Here is a 16,622-nt window from a genome sequence, read left to right as displayed (position 1 = left end):
TGTCGCTGTTGTAGCTGTATTGGGTTTTGTTCTCCAGCGGGTCGATGGTTTCGATGATGTTGCCGCGTTGATCGTAGTCGTACTTCCACAGGCCGCCTTCGGCATCGCGGTTTTTGCCACGGGTATAGGCATTGGCGAGATCAAGCCAATGCCTGTGTCGTCCGGTTGTTAAAGAACGGGGTTGCCGGTCAGCGGTGAACGGAGCCGCGGGAGCCGCTCGCGATCAGGGTCGCGCCGCAGGTGGTCTTCATGCCATCCAAGGCTACGGGAATGCCGTTGACGGAATAGGTGCTACTGCCTTCGGCAATCGGGAAGGGGCCTTTACATAAGGGGCACATCACCATGTGGCCTTTACCGGCCATGGGTTTGCCGTTGAGGTTCGTGTGAGGGATGGATTCGGTGACAACACCACCGTGGTCGGTGGTGTCGCCAAGTCTGACGATATTATTCAACGCGTTTCCCCCGATTGGATATTCAGAATTTGGTTGATATTTGTACTTTCCTAAATCTCGTCTGCCGTGGAAATATTTTCAATGCCTGAAATTTTATCTCCAATAAAATTGATCAGTATTCCATACGGCTCACCAATTGGGAGGGCGCACTCACTGAAGAGGATGGACCAATGACCATTTCCCCAGAACGTGGCCTCCGGTTCGCCGATTAGCTCGTCTGGGGGGCAGAAATTACTGGTCACACCCAATAACTCTGGTGATGTTCGTAATAGTTGATTTATGTAATTGATTGAGTTGTTAAGGTGCTTTGAAAATTCGCTAAGTGCAGTCATCGCGAAAACTTTGCTTTCATTATTACTTTTAGGTGTGTTGCTGTTTTTGATCGAAAAAAACATACCGTCGCCATTTGCAAGTTTGTAAGTTCCTTGAAGGAATGAGTCGCCCTCAGGACTAATGCACTCTGTGAGGGGGCCGAGATCAGAAGCGGAAGTTGTATTTTTCATGTTCGGTTTTCTCCTATCTTGAGTATCGGTTGGTCTTGTTCTTACAGGTGTAATTCACATCCATATTGTTTTTGGCCGCGAAATTGCCCATCGCTGTGCCACACGCCGGGCATGGTTTTATTCCGCCAATAGGAACGGTTTTTCCGTTAACTTTGATAAATGATGGTTCGGAGGTTATATCTAAGGTGCACCCTTCCAACTCGGATTTTGAATAATTGTTTTCAATATGACGTAATAGTTTTTGCTCCGCATCTTCTGTTCGTCCGGGCATGTTTTTTGCTCCTGGTGACGATCTAAAATCGGGGAGCTTAATCGACTCCCCTGTGGGGCGCGTAAGCGTAGAGCTGATCTTATTCGTTCCAAAAGGGTCTACCCAAGAAGTAGGGGTGGGCGCATACGCATAAACGTTAAGCCCGCCCGCAAACCCAATCGGATCCTTGCCAATAAACCGCCCGACCTGCGGATCATAGTACCGATAGCGATTGTAGTGCAGCCCGGTTTCAACATCGAAGTACTGACCTTGAAAGCGCAGCGGGTTGCGCACATCCGCACGGTTTGCCGTCTCGCTGCGTTGTTCCTTAGCCAGTCCCCAAGCCTTGTAGACCCCGGCCCAGGCGATGTCGCCGTTCTCGTCGGTCAATTCCATCGGTGTGCCGAGGTGGTCGCATTGGTACCAGGCCACAGCGCTGAAATTCACCGGCTTAGGCTTGTGCTGCCAAACCGGGTCACGGTCGATGTCGTAAGCGGCTTCATAGACCGGCTCGGGCAGCAGTTGGATGCTGCGTTGCTCCACCGCCTGCGCCACCGGCACAAAACTGCCCGGTTCAAAAAAGTAGTGGGTGAGGCGTTCGCTTTTGTCGTTGTTACGGCTTTCGAAGGCCAGCACATCGCCGTCCCAGCCATAGATCGTGTAGCCACAGCCGTATTGTTCGTCGAGCTTGGCGCGCTCTAGCTTGTTCCACATTGGCCCGGCTTCGCGGCGGTCGTGGTACTTGGCCTTGGACAGTTTGAACAGACGCCGTCCCAGTGCGTCGTAGGCAAAGCTGACGGTCAACCTGTCATCTACGTAGCCGATCAGACGGTCGTACAAATCCCAGGTGAAGTGGGATTTTTTGCCGTTGTGCAGACGTTCCTTGAGGTTGCCGCGTTCGTCGTAGCTGTAGTGGGTGCCAACGTAGTCGCGCAGCAGGTTGTCGAGCAGTTTGGTTGGGCCGTATTGGTTGGGACGACGCGGTGCCTGCGGGTCCAGCAGGTTGCTGGCCGGGTCGAAGGCGAAGGTTTCTTCGCCGCTGATGGTTTGGGCTGCGAGCAGGCGACCAAGTGGGTCGTAGCGATAGCTGAGGGCTCCGCGTCGGGTGTCGTCGATGCGAGTCAGTTGGCCGGCAGCGTCGTGCCGGTAGTTGCGTACTACCAGGCGTTGAGGGTCGCCGCGTTTACCCAATGCCTGTTCCCGCAACTGGCCGTTGGGTGTCCAGGCCTGCCGCTGCTGTAGACCGTTGCCCTGGTCGCGGGCGATTTCGCGGTGCAGGTCGTCGCGCTGGTAGCTGAGCAGTTCGGTGTCGTCGACCTTCAAGGCCAATAGATGACCGCTGCCATAGGTCAACCAACTGACACGATGGCCGTCTGGTCGTGTAGTAGCGATACGCTGGTTGAGGGCATCGTATTCGTGCTTCCAAATGGCGACATGCGGTTCCTGCAAATAGCGCAGGTATTGGTGTTCGCGGGTGTTGTTGCCCGCGCGGTCGTAGAACCATTGCAGCCTGCAGGCGGCATTCTCTGCCAGCAGCAGGTTGCCATTGCCGTCGTAGGCGAAGGTCTCGGTCTGCCATTCCTCGCCCTTCCTGTGCCCGGCATTACGGGCGATCAAGCGACCGAGTGGGTCGTACTCGAACGTAGTGACCCGGTCGCCAGCTATGCGACGGGTCGGCTGGTTGCTGCCGTGGTCGTAGAGGTAATCGGTGATCTGCTGGTCGAAGCTGGTTTCCTGGCGTAGACGTCCGGCTGGATCGTACTTGAAGCTGGCGGTGCTGTTGTTTTCGTTGCGTAACTCGGTCAGTTGACCGAGGCGATCCCAGCGGTAATCGAGGGTTGTGTCGTTGGCATCCAGGCGCTTCTGGATCAGCCCAGCCTCGTTGTAATACCAGGTGGTGCGTTGGCGCAGGGCGTCGGTGTGGGTGAGCAGGCGACCTTCGGCGTCGCGTTCGAAGTGTTCTTCGGTCTTGTCTGGGTGGATCAGTCGTACGAGTTGCCCGGCGCGGTACTCATAGGCAGTGGTGCTCCCTTCGGCATCGGTAAAACTGGCGAGTTGCCCTAAAGAATCGTAATGCCACTGGCTAACCTTGCCGGAACAATCGGTATAGCGAGTCAGCTGGCCGTCAGCGTTGTAGGCCAGTTGCTTGGCACCACCGTTGGCATCGGTGATGACCACGGGCAGGTTGTCGCTGTTGTAGCTGTACTGGGTTTTGTTCTCCAGCGGGTCGATGGTTTCGATGATGTTGCCGCGTTGATCGTAGTCGTACTTCCACAGGCCGCCTTCGGCATCGCGGGTTTTGAAGCGTTGATCCTGATCATCGTAGGCGTGATGAACACTGCTGCCGTCGGGGCGGAGGTGTTGGAGCAGGTTGCTCCGGTCATCGTAGACATAGTTGTCGGTACTACCGTCGGTGTGGATATGACGGACGACGTTCTTGGCATCGTCCCGGTAGAACCACTCTTCATTGCCGTCTGGATGGATGACACGGTAGGTGTAGCCGAGGATGTCGTAGTAGTACCAGGTCTCCTGGCCCAGCGCGTCGGTCACGTAGGTCAGGCGGATATTTTCATCCCACTCCAGGCGGGTGTCGTAGGTGCCGTCGTCGGCCCATTCGCGTATGGCCTTGGCGTCGGCACCTTCGCCTTGCCATTGCAGGTTGATACCGCGCCCGGTGCGGTCGGTATAACGGGTGATCAGGTGATGCTGATATTGGTAGTCCCACTGCGCGGCGTGTTCGTCGCGGGCGGCAATCAGGTCGCCGTGTTCGTCGTAGTCATAACCCGTCAGTTGGCGCTGAGGCAGGCCTTCGTGCATCAACCACAGAGCATTGATACGGCCGTGTTCGTCGAGGCGGGTCTGAATGTGCTGGTGCTGAGTGTCATCCTGGTAGGTGAGCAGGTCTGAAAGCAGGGCCCGGCCTGCATGTTGATGCTCATAGTGCAGGGCGATGCGTGCGCCCCCTCGTAAGGTAATGCCGCTGAGCAGGTAGCGATCACCTTGCTTTTGAAATGTCTCCTGGCTGTCGTGACCGCGCACGACCACCAACGTGTTGAGCGTGGTGCGAATCAGCAACACCCCTTCGATCGGGTCGTAGTGATGCTTGCTGATCTGGACATCAGGGTAACGCTGGCTGCGCCCGTCATAGCCGTTATAGCTCAGGCCGTTCTCATCTTGATCAATGCGAATCGAGAATGGCGTGATCCAACGTGCGCCAAGGCTTCCTTGATCAAATGCAGCAAGGCTGGAACGGTAGGTTCGCGTCCACTCGATTGGGAAGGGGCCGGGCAGCGAGAAATCGGTATGTTCCAGTGTTTCACTGCCGGTGGCGAAACTGATGCTGTGGCGAGTACCTACAGGGACGCTAGGCTTGCAGTTCTTACAACCATTTGGGTCATGGGCGGTTTTACGTTGAGTTGATTGACTGACCAGTGGGCCTTGGCCTTGGGTCGCTTGAGCTCGATTGTTCTGGTGACTGGAGGCACTGGCTGTTTGAGTACCTCGACGTTTGCGGGCTGCCAATGCGCTGACCAATGCCATGATCAGGTTGCCGATGCTGCCGATTTTTTTCGGGTCTCCTAGCCCCTGTACTTTTTGCGCCACCGCCAAGCCGATTCTGTCAGCGGCACTGGCGACGGTGAGCAGTTTCTGGCAAACGGCTTTGGACAGAAGCCTGTCGTCAATCATGAATTGGGCGGCAATGCCGACCACTGGGCCGAAGAAGAAAGAGCCAATCTTGGCCTTCTTTGCCAGCGCCTGCTGCCCTTGCTCGCTGGCAATACTCCTGAGCATACGGGCAAAGGCGGCGCAGGCTTTCCTGATTTCTGCGGCGATTTTGGTGAGCAGTTCACTGAGACGCGCTTGGATGGCGTTGGCAAAATCTTCCAGGGCGCCGCGAGTTTTTTCGTTAAGGTTCTCCTCCAATGCACTGAGCATGGCCGTCGAAATGGCGGGCAAACCGTTGCGCCTGACCGTTAAAAGCGTGGTGCGCACCGCCAGCCGTGCAGGCCCGACACCGGGAAAGGAGATCAGGCCGACGACATTGACACCAAAGCTGACCCAGGTCAGGAAGTCGTTTTGATCACCGTCGATCAGTGTGAGCAGGTCACCAATCGCATCAATCGCGGCAAAGACGGTGCCGACACCGGGAATCACAGCGCCTGCGGTCTGTACGGCATTCCAGCCAATGGCATCGTTGGTGAGATTACGCAGCCACTTGTCGAGCTTTTCCTTGCCTGCATCAATGTCATTTTTTGATGTGGTATTGAGCGGGGCGGTGGCTGATTGAGGCGGGCGCGCAGTGGCTGCGGTCATTGTGTCTTCTCCGAGAGCTTGCGTGGCAATCCGAGCATCTCGGCGTTTTTCACGAGTGCCTGAGGTAGTTGGGAGGCAAGCGCGGTCGCAGCATCTGGCATTGGCACGGTCTTTTTCAGCAGGTCGGTGGCCAGGCTCGTTGGCGTTTGCTTTGTGGCGTTGAGCACCTTGTCCAGCATGGATTGCGCTTGTGCCGGTAGTGGTTTGGAGGCTTCAGTGGCGCTTGCTTCTATCTGCTCATGCGGACCGGGAAAGCCGGGATCGGTCCAGACATCGACCGGGTCTTTGCTGAAAAGCACTTTGGCCGGACCTGGAGCAACACCGGCTACCGCTGCAAATCCGTTCGCGTCCAGAGACCCTTTGAAAACCTTCCCCAAAGCATCCTCAACCTTGTATTCGCCTCCCTTGAAGGCGACTCCGTTGGCATACTGTTGGAGCAATTCCAAATTCCCTTTCCCCGCCTTCGGCTCCTCCGGAAACGCCCCCGCCTTACTCTTCGAAGAGTCGTAGATAAACTGCACGGCGTGTCCGGTGTACACCCCACCGGTAGCATGGGTAATCCCCCCGGCGTTATAGGTGGTGCTACTCCCCGCCGCCTGAATCACAATCTCTTCCTTGGCACTCAACGTGATGCGCTCAGCCGTCACGGTGACCTTGAGTTTTGCCAGCAAATTGATGTTGTCTTTCAGCGCCCGGATATCGATATCGCCGGAGGCCGCCACCAGCCGCCAGCCCAGGCTTTGCACAAAGGTGCGCACACCACGGCTGGCGCTGACCAGCAGGCGCTTGCCGATGGCCAGGCTGGTGTGGCCGCCGCTGCTGAGGGCCAGGTGTTCGCCGCTGGCGATATGGGTGGATTGCGGGGTGTTGCTGGCGATGCCGGCGGGGCTGTGCAGTACCAGGTGCGGTTCGGCCAGTTCCGGGTATTGGTTGGCGTTGGGGTTGCCGCCGGTGCCACGGATGGCACTGTGTTGGGCCTTGAGTGCGTCGGCGACTTCGTCCTGGTCCCCGCTTTCCTGGGCCAGGTGGTCGCGGGCTTCGCTGGCGAAGGTGGCGTGGTGTTGGCGGGCGGTGTCGAGTTGTTCGGCGGTCTCCGGCAGGTCGGTGTGGTGCTCTGCGGCACGGGGGCGCAGTTGGGTGGTGAGTAATAGGCCCGCGCCGGCGCGCAGTACGCCGTGGGCGTCGGTGCGCAGTTCAAAGCCTTCGCCACGCGGCACGCCGCCACCGGGGCGTGGGTGGGTGAGGTAGCCGAGGGTGAGGGCGCTGGCGGCGTGGTCGCTCATCAGTGCGGCGCTGATTTGCCCGGTGGTGTCGTCCAGGCGCAGTTCGTTGTGGCGCTCGCCGTGAAGCTCCTTGCTGCGGATGGGGCTGAGGGCCTTGAACTCCGGCAGTTTGTACGGTGAACGGTTGATGGCGTGGTAGCTGCGGCCAATGATCATCGGCTGGTCGGGATCGCCTTGCACAAAGCCCACCAGCACTTCCTGACCGACCCGGGGCAGGGCAACGTGGCCCCAACCGGCACCGGCCCAGTTGTGGGTGACGCGCACCCAGCAGGAGCTGCGGTCGTCGTCCTGGCCTTCGCGGTCCCAGGGGAATTGCACGCGCACGCGGCCGTGTTCGTCGCAGTAGATTTCTTCGCCGGGCGGGCCGACCACGGTGGCGATCTGTGGGCCTTCGATACAGGGTTTGGGGCGTGGTGGCGCTTGCCATTCGACGCTGTCGGGAATCAGTGTGGCGGTGAAGCTGTAGTGGGTACCCACTTTGCTGTCGGCCGCTTCTTCTTCCATCGCCGTGTGTTGGCGGCCAGTGTGCTTGATGTGCAAGGCGCGCCAGCCGATGTTGAGGTCTTCACGCGGATGCCCGGTCAGATCAAACGCCAGCCCCGGCACCAGGCGCGCATCGTCGCCCGTGACTTCGGCGGTGCGCGCATCGCCGCGCAGGCCTTGCAGGCGGGTCTGGGTAAAAGGTTTACCGGCGTCGTCGTGCTTGTAGCGGCCGGGGTAGTCGTAGCGTTCGTAGTCGGGGCTTTGGTGCTCCAGCTGGCGTGCTTGCTCGTGTTGCTCCAGGTTGTAGCGCGGGTGGGTGAAGGTGTAGTCGCGCTGGGTTTGCTGGGCACTACGCACCTGCTCGCGGTAGGTGAAGCTGTTCAGCGCCGGCTGCGCCTGATCGCCACCGGGGTTGGCCTCGTACACCAGCGGTTCGCCCTCGAGCATCCCGAAGCTGGCGATATGGTCGGCCTGAATCAGTTGATGCCCGCCCTCGCTGTGCTGGAAGATCGACAGCAGGCCTTCTTCGGCGGCCAGGCGCTGGTAGAAGTCCCAGTCCAAGTCGCCGGCCTGTACGCAGTATTCGCGAGGCAGGTGGGTTTCGGTCAGGTGCTGGGTAAAGGCGCCCCAGCGGCGTTCGGTGCACAGTTGCTCAAGGATCTGCGGCACGCTGCGTTGCTGGAAGATGCGCCAGTCCGATTGCAGGGTGGCGCGGGCCAGTTGTGGTTCGATCACGGCGCGATAGCGGGTGCGGCGAAAGCCGGTCTTGCCCTGTTCGAAACGGCTGATGAGGCCGTGTACATGGCGCACCGGTTGCTCGCCTTGCCAGATGGTCAGGGCGGCGGGTTGATCCAGCAGTTGCATGAAGTTGGCGTTGGCCGAAGTGCTGACCAAATCCACGGTCAGGCAATACAGTTCGCCAATACCTTCGGTAAGTTCAAACGAGACCACATCGAAGTCGATACTGGCGGTAGAACTGAAGGCAAAGCGCACATCACGCAAGTTAGGCATGGCAACTCCTGCGGGCAATCCCTTTGGCAGGTTTCAGAGGCCTTGAACTTTAAAGAGGCGTTATCTGGCTGTCGCCTTCATGCTTTCCGTGTGTGTTGTGGGAAGTTTCTCTAAGTTGGGGATGGGGTGTTTTTTTCGAGGTGGCTACATACGTTGTTAGTACGGGGGGGCAACGAATGTGCGCACCGTCGTTAACGCAACAAGATGGCTTCCAGCGATTGCATGACTTGTTGAGTGGTGGTGTTCAAGCGGATGGCAAAGAACGTGTATGCCCCCAGGCAAACCACTCCGGCTGCTGCCCAGGGCGTCCACAACGGCCATTGCCGGTTCAACTGGTAGTTGCGCGGCGCAACGTTATCCAGTGGGCGGGTCAATTGCTCAGGTGCCGGCTCGTGCAGCGCGCCGATGACGCTCTGTAACCGGCTGATCAACTTTTGCAAGGCCTGGTCGCCTTGGGTCTGCACGCTGTACTGGCCCTTGAAGCCCAGGCATAGGCACAGGTACATGAACACCAGCACGTCGCGGTAGTGTTCCGGGGTTTCCTGCAGGCGCGTCAGCAGGGTGAAGAACGTTTCGCCGCCCCAGGTTTCCTGATGGAAGGTGCTCAGCAGCGATTTGGCTTGCCACACCGACCCGCTGCCCCAAGGCGTGGCTAATACGGCCTCATCGACAAACGCGCACAGCGCATAGGAGAACACCCGCAGTTCGGCCTCGCTGTAGTCGTGCTGGCGCAGCTCTTCCAGCATGACCGTGATCTGGTTAGCGAGGTGCCCGTGCAGTTGTTCTCCCGCGCGGTAGGCATCGGTTTTGCGCAAACGAATCACCAACCCGAACAGTGGCATGGCGACATCCACCAGCGGGTTGAGGCTATGCCCGCGCAACTGGAACTCCAGCGGGTCGTGATGGCAGAACAGTTCATGGTCAGGCAGGTTTTCGCGGGCGTCGTCGTGCGTACTGGAGAAGGTAGTGGTAGGGGTGAGGGTTGGCATGCCGGTCTCCACGAATCAGATGATGGGTTGCTGGCCGGTACGCATCGGCCAAGTAAAGGCAGTGCGGTCGGCGGCGTTGATGATTTCCAGCTGATGGAAGGCGTTGGTGCTGGCATACAGCGCCATGAAATGTGAGAGCACACTGCCAAACAGGTGCAGGTCGCCGGCGTTGCTGAAGGCGGCGGGGTCCATGGTCAGGGTGGTGCAGCTGCCGCGCACGGGTACTCCCTTGATCAACCAATCGACCGGGGCGGTGCTGACCTGACGAATGCCCTCCAGGCGGCGTTGGGTGGCGCGGTGGTAGGGCAGGTCGTGAGCGGCGACGAAGTCATATACCTGTAACACCGCCTTGAGCGCTGCAGGCGAAGAGAGTGACAGGTTGTTCAGGGCCAGGTTGGAGATCAGCGCCCACTGGGTCTGGCCGTCAAGCATCGGCGGGTAGGCGCGTGTTGGACGGGTGAGGTTGCGATAGGTGGCGAACGAAGGGGTGGTTTGGGTGATGAGGCTGAGTTCGCCCACCTCTAAGTGTCTAGGCAGGTCGCCGTTGCTGCAGGTCAGTTCGATGTTGAGCACTTCACGCGCGCCCAGGTATGGGCGCTGGTCGGCATGGATCAGGCGCAGGCTGTGTTTGGCGCGATCCTTGAGCAGTTCCGGTTCAATGGTGTGGCTGTAATAGCGCGCCGTGCGCTCGCCGGCCGGTTCCACCTGATGCTGCAACGACTCATACGGGGCGAAGTCGACGCGATAATTGTCCGCTGCGGTTTGCGGCATGCGACGCCGAGCGCTGACCTGGTCGATGCTGAAAATCTCATAGGTATGGGCGTATGGGCCGCGCGGCTGCACTGATGCGTGCAATTCTTCTCCGTCCAGTTGGATTGGTTCGGCGGGGTGCTCAAACAGGTTGATGGCAGGGGTGCAGTACAGGCAGAGCGTGTCAGGGGTGATCTGGAGGGACGCCGGCAGCGGAGTGGAAAAGTGCAACTCCAGGCGAGTCCGCCCCGCCGTTGCCTGCGGCCAGAGGCGGCTTAGCCCGCTGACGCTGAAGCCGTGAAAGCGCTGGGGAAAGTAGAAATACTCCTGGAGCAGGCGATAGCCCTCCAGTTGATGGTCCAGGCCAGGTAACAGGGCCTCCTGGGGCGTGAATCCGGGAAAGCCCAGGGCATCCGGGGGCAGGCCCATGCGCTGGTCGTCGAAACACAACACCATCTTGTTCAGGTGTTGGGCCAGCCATTGGTAGAGCGTCAGCGCGTTGAGCTCGCTGCCACCAAGATGGAAATCCAGGCGGTTGCTGTTGATTTCACTCAGCGGCTGGTCCGACAAGGCCTGCAGCTCGATGCTTAACACCGACTTTTGCACACTGTGGGAAACACCGACGCTGCTGACCTGCAATGGATAAAGGGTCACATCGGTACAGGTGCGAAAGGTGCAACTGACGCCGTCTACCGGCCGGGAAAACAGCTGCGTGCCCTTGGCAATCACCTGCGGGCCGCTGAGAGCCTGCACCACCGGGTCAAAACGCACGTGGGTCACGCTCGGCAATGGACGCAGGTAGTTGGGGTAAACCTGTTGCAGCAGCGGGTGAGTGAGCTGCGGAAGATCGTCTTCGATTTTCAGGGCCAGTTTGGCGGTCAGAAAGGCGAAGCCTTCCAGCAGGTGCGCGGCACCTGGGTCGCTTGCCTGGTCACCCAGAAACGGCGCCAGCTGCGGATTATCTTCAGCGAACTCGCGTCCCAACTCGCGCAAGTAGCGAAGTTCTTCTGAAAAACGATCTTTTAGTGGCATGGCGCGAGCCTGTTTAGGGAAACTCTGAAAAAGACTTTCTGATTTGGCAAAATACCGCGACCCCACCCACCGAGTTTCCCGATGAAGCAGATGACCTTCGCCGACGCCGAGTACGCTGGCAAGCGCAAGCAAACCCGCAAGGAGTTGTTCCTGATCGAGATGGATCGGGTGGTGCCGTGGAAGGGCTTGATTGCTTTGATCGAGCCACATTATCCGAAAGGTGAAGGTGGCCGTCCGGCCTACCCGTTGATGGCGATGCTGCGTGTGCATCTGCTGCAGAACTGGTTCGGCTACAGCGATCCAGCGATGGAGGAAGCGCTGTACGAAACCACGATCCTGCGCCAGTTTGCCGGGCTGAACCTGGAGCGCATCCCCGACGAAACCACCATTCTCAACTTCCGCCGCTTGCTGGAGAAACACGAGCTGGCGGCCGGCATCCTCGCTGTCATCAATGGCTATCTGGGCGACCGCGGCCTGTCGCTGCGCCAGGGCACCATCGTCGATGCAACGCTGATCAATGCGCCCAGTTCGACCAAGAACAAGGACGGCAAGCGCGACCCGGAAATGCACCAGACCAAGAAGGGAAACCAGTATTATTTTGGCATGAAGGCCCACATCGGCGCCGATGACGAATCGGGTCTGGTGCACAGCGTAGTGGGCACGGCGGCCAATGTGGCGGATGTCACCCAGGTGGACAAATTGCTGCATGGCGACGAAAACGTGGTCTGCGCCGATGCAGGCTACACCGGTGTCGAAAAGCGGCCCGAGCATGAAGGACGTGAAGTTATCTGGCAGGTGGCGGCACGCCGCAGCACCTACAAAAAACTCGATAAGCGCAGCGTGCTGTACAAAGCCAAGCGCAAGATTGAAAAGGCCAAGGCTCAGGTGCGCGCCAAGGTCGAGCATCCGTTCCGGGTAATCAAGCGCCAGTTCGGTTACACCAAGGTGCGCTTTCGCGGCTTGGCCAAAAACACGGCGCAACTGGTGACACTGTTCGCTCTGTCGAACCTGTGGATGGCGCGCCGACATTTACTGACGAATGCAGGAGAGGTGCGCCTGTAATGCGGGAAATGGCCACCGGAGTGGGGTCCGGGTGGCGAAAACGTAAGAAATACTCGTCGAATTGATTGTTTTTTGATCATTTGGCGAGTTTAAAAGTTGCGCTAGGTGGTATGCCGGGGAAATACATGGCTACTTCAGACCATCCTTAGTGGGTTTAAGTTGTATGGGTTAGTTGTAAGAAGGTTCTGTAGGAAAGTTGTGGTTTGATATTTTTTTGGATTGCAAGGCTGTTTGTGAATGGTTCTTTTGGTTGGCGTGTTTCGTCAAGGTAATTGCAGGGCTTAGGTGTAATATTTTGTTTCTCTAGAAAATAGCATTGATTGCTAGTTATTTGCACTGCTACTGTTTGTTTGAAGTTACGAACGACATCCTTCAAGTCAAACATTGTTTTCCTCCATTAGGGTAGGGCCGTTTTTATCTTGGAAAAAGTTCAGGGGCGAACAGTCATGAATAAGAAGCTGGGCATGTTGGCGCGTGGGTTTTCTGCCCTTCAGCGCCATGGGGCACTCGTCGCTATGGTGGCCGGGATGTTGGCGATTGCTGTGGTGCTGGGCTGGCTCTGGTGGCTAGCGCCGCACTGGACCTGGCGCGACACGCAACCGTTGGCGCCTTGGCCGCTGCGCCTGGCCATCAGCGTGGTTTTGGTGGTGTTGCCGCTGTTGGCCTGGACCTGGCTGGTGCATCGTCGTCAGCGCCGTTTGCAGCTGGAGCGTGAGCAGCAGGCACAACGGGTGCAAGACCCTTGTCTGGTTCACCTGCAAGCCCAGGAACGCTCATTGGAAAACAATCTGGCGCGGGTTTGGGACAACCATCAGGGCCGTAGCCTGCACCAGATCCCCTGGTACTTGGTGCTGGGGGAAGAGAACGCCGGCAAGTCCAGCTTTATCAGCCGCTCCAGCCAGAGTTTCGCCCTGACCCGCACCGCGCGCAGTGGTACCGCGCAGACCACCTCGGATCCAGACCTTGCGTTCGACATCGACTGGTGGATCGGCGATGAGGCGGTGTTGATCGATCCGCCCGGTGAGTTCATCAGCCAGCCCGAGCGGCAACCGCAGCCGACGCCGGCTCCAGTCGCGCCCACTGAGAATGCGGCGGCGGACCCTGAAGCGGTCGCCGAGCCCGTGGTCGTTGCCCAAGTCAAACAACCCACCGGCCTGCCCGCCGGCGCCGAGAAACGCCTGTGGCACCATATGATCGACTGGCTGGCGCGCAGCCGCAGCCGTCGTCCGCTCAACGGCGTGGTGCTGTTGGTGGACATGGTCAGCCTCTTCGAGCGCCCGCCCAACGAGCGCCGCAATCTGGCCTATATGTTGCGCGCTCGCCTGAACGAACTAGGCCATGAACTGGGCACGCGCCTGCCGTTGTACGTGGTGCTGAGCAAGTTCGACTTGCTCGATGGTTTTGAAGAGTTGTTCGCCAAGCTTCCGGCGTCGGCGCGGGAAGAGGTGCAGGGGTTTACCTTCAGTCTCGAATCCGTCGGGGATTTTGATGCCTGGCTGGGTGAGTTGACGGTCGTCTATGACCGCTTCGTCGATGCGTTGAACAGGCAGGTCATACGGGCCATGGGTGACCCCGGGCCAGCCGAAGTGCGTGAGCGCCTGTTCTGCCTGATGCGTCAGCTCAGTGGCTCACGGGAGATTTTGTTGCGCTTTCTTGGCGATGTGTTGGGCAGTGATCGCTACACCACGCCAGCCCTGGTGCGTGGTGTGTATCTGTCGTCGGTGTACCAGCGCGGTGTGGTGGCCAACTTGTTTGTCGAGGCCTCGGCACGGGCCTATGGTTTTCCCGCACCGGTCAGCTCGGCCAAACCCCAGGGGCATTCGGTGGTGTACTTCGCCCAGCACCTGTTGCAGCGGGTGGTCTACCCGGAAGCCGGGTTGGCCGGGGACAACTTCAAGGTGGCACGGCACAAGCGTCGCCTGCTGCTCAGCGGTTCGGTACTGGCCGGGATTTCCAGCGCATTGCTGGTGGGCGGTTGGTGGTACTACTACAGTGTCAACCACGACAAGGCCGACCAGGTCCTGGCCCAAAGCCAGGCCTTCAGCAGCAAGGCCAGCGACCTGCAGGCAGACCCCACCGGGCTGAACTTGCTGGTGCCGCTGGATGAAATTCGTAAGGCTGTCACGGTGTATGGCGACTATCGAGCCACCTGGCCGCAATTGGCCGACATGGGCTTGTACCAGGGGCAGCTCATCGGGCCGATGGTCGATCAGGCCTACCTGAACTTGTTGTCCCGACGTTTCTTGCCCGCGATTGCCGAAGGCGCTGTAGAGGTCATCCGCCGCGCCGAACCGGGCAGCGACGAGCAACTTGCCGCGCTGCGCGTGTATCGCATGATCGAGGATCGCGACAATCGTCGTCCGAAGATCGTTGCGCAATGGATGGCCCAGCAATGGCAACAGGCTTATCCGGGGCAGGGCCAACGCCAGGCCGCCTTGATGCGTCATCTGACTTACGCGCTGTCCTATGCCGATGTCGAGCTGCCCGAACACCGCGAGCTCATCGCACTAACCCAACAGCAACTGCGCAAGCTGCCTATGGCGCAGCGGGTGTACATGACCCTGCGCCAGCAGGCCCAGGAACGCCTGCATGGCGAACTGGATTTGCGCAATGAAATTGGCCCGGCCTTCGACGTGGTCTACCGTCCCCTGAACGAACGCGACAGCGGTGCGGCGCTGGACGAAAACCTGACGCTGCCGCCGCTGCTGACCGCACGGGGCTTTCGGGATTATTTCGAGCCCAACAGCCAGAACGTCACCGAGCTGGCATTGATTGATCAATGGGTGCTGGGCGAGCGCCGCAGCCTGGATTATTCCGAGGCTGACCGCCGGGTGCTGACCGAGCGACTGCGGGGCTTGTACAGCGCTGATTACGTCGACAGCTGGCGCCGCGCGTTGAACCAGTTCGCCGTGACCGACTTCACTGACCTGGCCCAAACCCTGGAAGTACTGGGGCAAGTCACCGGCCCGGCCGCGCCGCTGCGTCGTCTGTTGGAAACCGTGCGTGACAACACGCTGATCTATCCACCATCCACCGGCAAGGACGAGGGCGCTCCCGGCGATGAGGCGGGTCGCACTCAGGCGCTCGGCATCCACCGCGCGTTCGCGGGCCTGTCCGGGTTGCTCAATGCCGAGCAGGACAAGCCCTCCTACTACGAAGAAACCCTGCGCGCGATCAGTGGCGTCTACGACTATGTTAAAGGTGTGCAGGATCAGCCGAACCCTGGCAAGGCGGCACTGGGCGTGGTGCTTACCCGGTTTTCCAAGTCCGATCCTGACCCGATCCGCAACTTGCAACGCATCGCTTCGGGTCTGCCCGAGCCACTGAACCGCCACGTTAACCAATTGGCTGTACAGAGCTCTCAGATGCTGAACATTACCGCGTTGCGCGAGTTAGAAAAACGTTGGGACAGTGAGATTTACAGCTTTTACCGTGACCGCTTGGCTGGACGCTATCCGTTCAAGGCCAGTGGCGAGGATGCCTCGCTGCAGGACTTCGTCGCTTTCTTCGGACCAAAAGGGCGTCTGCAACGGTTTCAGGACCAGTATCTGAACGTATTCCTCAAGGACAATCTGGATAGCCTGTCCACTGGAGACCAGGGCGGCCACTGGGTGCGCCAAGAGGTATTGGAGCAACTTGAAAAGGCTGAGCGCATCCGCGAAACCTTCTTCAACCCAGACGGCCAATTGGCCGTGCAACTAACCATCGAGCCGCTGGCCTTGAGTGCGACCCGCCTGAGCAGCATGTTCAGCGTCGATGGCCAGTTGATCCCTTATCAGCATGGTGCGCCGCAACGCACGGGGCTGGTGTGGCCGAACACCCTGGGCAATACCAATGGCAGCCAACTGACCCTGGTACACAGCACCGGCAACACCGCCAGTTTGAGTTATCGCGGACCGTGGTCACTGTTTCGGCTGCTTAGCCGCGGGCACCTCAATGGAAGAACCGACACCAGCGTGGACCTGACCTTTGCCGTTGCCGATGGGTTGATGCGTTATCGCATTGGTGCGGAGAAAGCCAACAACCCCATCACCCAGCGAAGTTTTGAAGGGTTTGCTTTACCGAGGACTTTGCTGGAAGAGCGGCGGCAAGCATCATCCGAGGATGAGGTCACCCTGTTGTAGAACTGCGCAATTTACCTCGCCAGCGCACCGCCCCCCTTCAAAGCGTCGAGGTAATCTCCTGCCGTGGCATAAAAAACCGCGCAAACAGCTCCGACTGAGATTTGATATTCAGCTTGCTATAGATATTGCGGCGGTGAACCTTGATGGTTTCTGTCGACAACGACAGCTTGCCGGCGATCTCTTTGTTGGAGAACCCACTGAGCAGTAACTTGAGCACGTCTTTTTCACGCGTCGTTACGTGTGTTTCCAACTGAGTGAGTGCCTCGGCCCATGGGGTCGGCTCGGCGAGGTTTTTTGTTTCACGATGACTCCAGCCCGGTAGTTCGCTGGACTGCGACGTAGCCCGATACAGCAGGTTTATCAATAGCT

The 16,622-nt window shown here is 58.9% G+C and carries 9 protein-coding genes and 2 pseudogenes; 2 read left to right on the top strand and 9 right to left on the bottom strand.

Translation table 11 applies throughout. The annotated features are described in order from the left end of the window. Positions 1-10: 10 nt before the first annotated feature. The 7 genes and pseudogenes from PSH76_RS17890 to tssF all read right to left on the bottom strand — a co-directional run. Positions 11-91 (bottom strand): annotated as a pseudogene (locus PSH76_RS17890) (hypothetical protein); the annotation flags it as partial. Between the two features lie 97 nt (positions 92-188). Continuing rightward, positions 189-452 (bottom strand): PAAR domain-containing protein, encoded by a 264-nt coding sequence (locus tag PSH76_RS17885; RefSeq protein WP_305492690.1) that lies wholly within the window; start codon positions 450-452, stop codon positions 189-191. 50 nt (positions 453-502) lie between these two features. Then, on the bottom strand, positions 503-955 hold the full coding sequence (locus PSH76_RS17880) for a hypothetical protein (protein WP_305492689.1): 453 nt from the start codon (positions 953-955) through the stop codon (positions 503-505). Between the two features lie 13 nt (positions 956-968). Continuing rightward, entirely contained in the window at positions 969-5,519 is a 4,551-nt protein-coding gene (locus PSH76_RS17875; RefSeq protein WP_305492688.1) for an RHS repeat-associated core domain-containing protein, read from the bottom strand. Next, positions 5,516-8,296: a type VI secretion system Vgr family protein gene (locus PSH76_RS17870; RefSeq protein ID WP_305492687.1), complete on the bottom strand. Its 2,781-nt coding sequence runs from the start codon at positions 8,294-8,296 to the stop codon at positions 5,516-5,518. The genes PSH76_RS17875 and PSH76_RS17870 overlap by 4 nt, the downstream gene beginning before the upstream one ends. A gap of 191 nt (positions 8,297-8,487) precedes the next feature. Then, complete coding sequence (gene icmH, locus PSH76_RS17865; RefSeq protein WP_078802812.1) at positions 8,488-9,285, bottom strand: type IVB secretion system protein IcmH/DotU; 798 nt, start codon at positions 9,283-9,285, stop codon at positions 8,488-8,490. Positions 9,286-9,300: 15 nt separating this feature from the next. After that, positions 9,301-11,067, bottom strand: coding sequence for a type VI secretion system baseplate subunit TssF (gene tssF, locus PSH76_RS17860; protein WP_305492686.1), 1,767 nt, complete (start codon positions 11,065-11,067; stop codon positions 9,301-9,303). Between the two features lie 81 nt (positions 11,068-11,148). Between tssF and PSH76_RS17855 the strand changes: the two genes are divergently transcribed. Beyond that, positions 11,149-12,129, top strand: a complete 981-nt coding sequence (locus tag PSH76_RS17855) for an IS5-like element IS1384 family transposase (RefSeq protein ID WP_010466230.1) — start codon at positions 11,149-11,151, stop codon at positions 12,127-12,129. 154 nt (positions 12,130-12,283) lie between these two features. On the opposite strand, the gene PSH76_RS17850 is transcribed toward PSH76_RS17855, so the two are convergent. After that, positions 12,284-12,514, bottom strand: a complete 231-nt coding sequence (locus tag PSH76_RS17850) for a hypothetical protein (RefSeq protein WP_305492685.1) — start codon at positions 12,512-12,514, stop codon at positions 12,284-12,286. 61 nt (positions 12,515-12,575) lie between these two features. On the opposite strand from PSH76_RS17850, the gene tssM reads away from it, so the two are divergent. After that, a complete protein-coding gene (gene tssM, locus PSH76_RS17845; RefSeq protein WP_305492684.1) occupies positions 12,576-16,253 on the top strand; it encodes a type VI secretion system membrane subunit TssM in 3,678 nt (1,225 codons plus the stop codon). Positions 16,254-16,290: 37 nt separating this feature from the next. On the opposite strand, the pseudogene PSH76_RS17840 reads toward tssM, so the two are convergent. Continuing rightward, a pseudogene (locus PSH76_RS17840) lies at positions 16,291-16,548 on the bottom strand (response regulator transcription factor); the annotation flags it as partial. Positions 16,549-16,622: the final 74 nt, after the last annotated feature.

The sequence above is a fragment of the Pseudomonas sp. FP215 genome, assembly GCF_030687795.1.
Taxonomy (GTDB): domain Bacteria; phylum Pseudomonadota; class Gammaproteobacteria; order Pseudomonadales; family Pseudomonadaceae; genus Aquipseudomonas; species Aquipseudomonas salmasensis.
This window is presented reverse-complemented; position numbering and strand designations above follow the sequence as displayed.

Coding starts and splice junctions, on each gene's coding strand:
- PSH76_RS17880 (WP_305492689.1), bottom strand. CDS start 955: ATGAAAAATACAACTTCCGCTTCTGATCTCGGCCCCCTCACAGAGTGC.
- tssF (WP_305492686.1), bottom strand. CDS start 11,067: ATGCCACTAAAAGATCGTTTTTCAGAAGAACTTCGCTACTTGCGCGAG.
- tssM (WP_305492684.1), top strand. CDS start 12,576: ATGAATAAGAAGCTGGGCATGTTGGCGCGTGGGTTTTCTGCCCTTCAG.
- PSH76_RS17850 (WP_305492685.1), bottom strand. CDS start 12,514: ATGTTTGACTTGAAGGATGTCGTTCGTAACTTCAAACAAACAGTAGCA.
- icmH (WP_078802812.1), bottom strand. CDS start 9,285: ATGCCAACCCTCACCCCTACCACTACCTTCTCCAGTACGCACGACGAC.
- PSH76_RS17875 (WP_305492688.1), bottom strand. CDS start 5,519: ATGACCGCAGCCACTGCGCGCCCGCCTCAATCAGCCACCGCCCCGCTC.
- PSH76_RS17870 (WP_305492687.1), bottom strand. CDS start 8,296: ATGCCTAACTTGCGTGATGTGCGCTTTGCCTTCAGTTCTACCGCCAGT.
- PSH76_RS17855 (WP_010466230.1), top strand. CDS start 11,149: ATGAAGCAGATGACCTTCGCCGACGCCGAGTACGCTGGCAAGCGCAAG.